This is a genomic window from Chamaesiphon sp. OTE_20_metabat_361, assembly GCF_031364565.1.
This window is the reverse complement of the sequence record NZ_JANLWO010000314.1, coordinates 1-3,062: the sequence shown is the minus strand read 5'-3', so window position 1 is coordinate 3,062 and position 3,062 is coordinate 1. Positions and strand designations below refer to the sequence as shown.

Below are 3,062 nucleotides of genomic sequence, written 5' to 3'. Positions count from 1 at the left end.
GCGAAAGCAACGACTATGTAGGTAAAGGCATCAACGGCGGCGAAATCGTCATCAAACCACCTACAGGCAGCACCTTCGACACCAGCCGCAACGTCATCATCGGTAACACCTGTCTCTACGGAGCCACAGGCGGCTACCTCTACGCCAACGGACGCGCAGGCGAACGCTTCGCCGTCCGCAACTCCCGCGCCACCGCCGTAGTCGAAGGCACAGGCGACCACTGTTGCGAATACATGACAGGCGGTGTGGTAGTAGTCCTCGGACAAGTCGGGCGCAACGTCGGCGCAGGGATGACAGGCGGCTTGGGTTATTTCTTGGATGAAGACGACACCTTCATCGCCAAAATCAATCCTGAAATCGTCAAATGGCAACGGGTACAAACAGCAGCAGGTGAGAAGCAATTGAAGGATCTAATTGCAGCACATGGTGCGAAAACAGGGAGTCAGAAGGCACAGGAAATCTTGAGTCGCTGGGCGGAGTATCTGCCGAAGTTTTGGCAGTTGGTTCCTCCTTCGGAGGCGGAAACGCCGGAGGCTAGTGCAAAACAGGCTGTGAGTGCTTAGATCGTAATGTGAATTATTTAGAGTAAAGTGGAATAATCTACTTTACTCTTTTTTATTATACGAGCTATTTTAAAGAGAAATAGATAATTAGTATTTTCACAAATCGAGAGTGTTGATTGAGTAAATTATAGGCTTGGTTTAGCATTTTAAAATCTTTTTTGTGAGGAGTCCTATATATTTCAATATCCGATGCTCAGTATGATAGTCGAATGGCAAATTTGGGAATACTAAGATGTAGTCAAAGTATTTATGGAGCCAACAAGCGTGATTCAGCTTGTAGTAGGGTGGGTGAAAGATTTTTTCAACTCCCCTAAAGTAGTCGATTTTAAGCCAGTCGAAACATTAACGCCTAGTCAAATGGGCTATGTTTTTGAGCATAATGAGCTAAAGCTCATGATGAAGAGGCTAAAAGGTTTTGAAACGGTTGAATTCACAGATGTATATGGTGTAAAACTTACACCAGAAAGCATCGAGAACCGTTTTGGTGCAGATGGTGGAATTGATTGTGTGATTAATATTATTGCCCCAACTGAAAAAGGCGCAAAAAATGTAGCATCTCGGATCAGAAATATTATTGTTAATGGTGACTATTAGTGGCTAATCAGAAAATTGCTTTAGAGTTTAAGGATCGCCATTTAACTCGTCCAATGCTAGATCAAATTGTAGGTGCTCAACTTCGTGCCATACCAGATGCGACAGAAATTATCATTCGGTGCCGTTCTGCTGCAAGAACATCATATGAATCAGCAGATTCCTATGGTATTAGAGTCACAATAGTAGCTAGAGAAAAATCTCCGCAGGAATAATGAAGTACACTTTAATTTTCTCAACAAAATTAGAACGTAGTGACTTAAATATATTCTACGATGCAGAAGCATTCGCAGAAAAACCAATTATGATATCTGTGCCTGAAATCGTAAAATTTCTTGAACACTTTATTGAAAAATTTGAAGAAGTAGGTGTTGTAGAAAAGCTTTCAGGAAAGTCTGTTTCTTTGAAAGCTTTGTCTGGCAAAGCATTTGTATGTGAATCAGACAAGCTAGATAAAGATATTCTGGATCGATTTCGTACTGAGCTAACGAAATACCTCGAGAAGTGTTGCTCAAACATCTCTCAAAATGGCTTGTTTTCTGACAATACAAACTTAGATATTTCGGGATTAAGCGAGCTAATTGAACTACGGAACTATCTAGTAAAATACACAAATAGTAGCAAGAAAATATGTCAGAAAGGATATTTGTATATTATGGTTCAATAGTGTGCGGCAAGAATCTCAGCAGATGAATAAGATTTCAAAAATTTTAAATTTCTGTTAATATGTATAATATATTTGTTGTCCTCGAATGTCCTCATTTGATTTTAGCTGCGATCGATCCTAGAGAAAAATTTGACACATTGAGTTGTGGATCGATCGATTAAAATAAAACTAGCCCAGATTAACTATACCTAGACTGATTTGTATTACTGAGTTGCTGAAACAAGCTATTGCCAAACTGAAGACTCGTCCTATTAGCGAGCAAGATTTGAGATCGATCCTAAATGAAAATTTGAGTTGTCGATCGATCGAATAGCTTATTAATCTGAATTTTTAGGATTAACTTCAAAATTTAATTGCGATCGATGAAAACAGACATCAAATTCAATAAAGAAGTTAACCTGTCCTAATAACACTGGAATATCCGTCGCTTTTGTCCAAGCAAAAACAAGCTGTACTGGCTCAAATTGACCGACGACAGACTGAACAACTACCGCACGAGCTTCATCCTTCGCTAAATTACCCGTTAAATCTAGGGTTATATTCTGTTGACTCCATACAAAGCCTAACTCTAAACCTATTTCATACGGAAGAACATTAACCATAGCCCCCGTATCTAGCAAACCTTCCGCCATAATTACCCGATCTTTATTCGTGAGAGCAATTGGCAAAAAAGGTCTAAATCCAGCTTCACCCAGTGCAGGATTTGTTGAAACGAACGGAAATCTAATCGGCTGAATCATGTTTGCAGTTGCTGCTTAGATTGTTCTAAAAATTCAAGCATTGTTTTAGCTGCACCGAAAGAATCATAAGGAGAGGAAATCTCATATGGTATCCCAGGTTGTAACAACTTAGCTTCTTCTCGTGCTAAATCTGAAACCAAAACTTGGACAGCATACAACTTATCGGCACGATTTAAGTCCCGTAACGACTTGAGCAAATCTCCTGACAGCATAAGAATCACCATGACGAATGCAGTTCTCTAAATATCATAGCTCGATTCTCTGGCGAGAGGCTACGCCAACGATTAAAATAAAGCTAGCCCAGATGAATTATACCTAGACTGATTTGTATGACTGAGTTACTGCAAGAAGCGATTCTCTTTCAGAGCAACTAAGCCGACTAAAACGTCGTCTAAGGGATGAAAGAAACTGCTCTGGGACACGGGCAAGGGATTATGCTAGAAGTGTGTTCTAACAGTTAAGACCGAAGCCTCACTGGTGCGATAGCAGCCCGATACGGAG

At 40.5% G+C, this 3,062-nt stretch carries 4 protein-coding genes and 1 pseudogene; 3 read left to right on the top strand and 2 right to left on the bottom strand.

Annotated features, from left to right (window positions below):
• The 3 genes and pseudogenes from RMO35_RS09315 to RMO35_RS09305 all read left to right on the top strand — a co-directional run.
• Window positions 1–563 (top strand): annotated as a pseudogene (locus tag RMO35_RS09315) (glutamate synthase subunit alpha); the annotation flags it as partial.
• Window positions 564–812: 249 nt separating this feature from the next.
• Window positions 813–1,157 carry a hypothetical protein gene (locus RMO35_RS09310; protein ID WP_309740491.1) on the top strand — a complete coding sequence of 115 codons (345 nt, stop codon included), beginning with the start codon at window positions 813–815 and terminating at the stop codon, window positions 1,155–1,157.
• A gap of 211 nt (window positions 1,158–1,368) precedes the next feature.
• A complete protein-coding gene (locus RMO35_RS09305) occupies window positions 1,369–1,821 on the top strand; it encodes a hypothetical protein (RefSeq protein ID WP_309740489.1) in 453 nt (150 codons plus the stop codon).
• Between the two features lie 317 nt (window positions 1,822–2,138).
• Here RMO35_RS09305 and RMO35_RS09300 read toward each other — a convergent pair whose 3' ends face one another.
• Both RMO35_RS09300 and RMO35_RS09295 read right to left on the bottom strand, forming a co-directional pair.
• Window positions 2,139–2,561: a hypothetical protein gene (locus RMO35_RS09300; RefSeq protein ID WP_309740487.1), complete on the bottom strand. Its 423-nt coding sequence runs from the start codon at window positions 2,559–2,561 to the stop codon at window positions 2,139–2,141.
• On the bottom strand, window positions 2,558–2,785 hold the full coding sequence (locus RMO35_RS09295) for a hypothetical protein (protein ID WP_309740485.1): 228 nt from the start codon (window positions 2,783–2,785) through the stop codon (window positions 2,558–2,560). The genes RMO35_RS09300 and RMO35_RS09295 overlap by 4 nt, the downstream gene beginning before the upstream one ends.
• Window positions 2,786–3,062: the final 277 nt, after the last annotated feature.

Excerpts from the sequence above, each read along its gene's own strand:
- RMO35_RS09305 (WP_309740489.1), top strand. The coding sequence starts at position 1,369 with ATGAAGTACACTTTAATTTTCTCAACAAAATTAGAACGTAGTGACTTA.
- RMO35_RS09295 (WP_309740485.1), bottom strand. The coding sequence starts at position 2,785 with ATGGTGATTCTTATGCTGTCAGGAGATTTGCTCAAGTCGTTACGGGAC.
- RMO35_RS09310 (WP_309740491.1), top strand. The coding sequence starts at position 813 with ATGGAGCCAACAAGCGTGATTCAGCTTGTAGTAGGGTGGGTGAAAGAT.
- RMO35_RS09300 (WP_309740487.1), bottom strand. The coding sequence starts at position 2,561 with ATGATTCAGCCGATTAGATTTCCGTTCGTTTCAACAAATCCTGCACTG.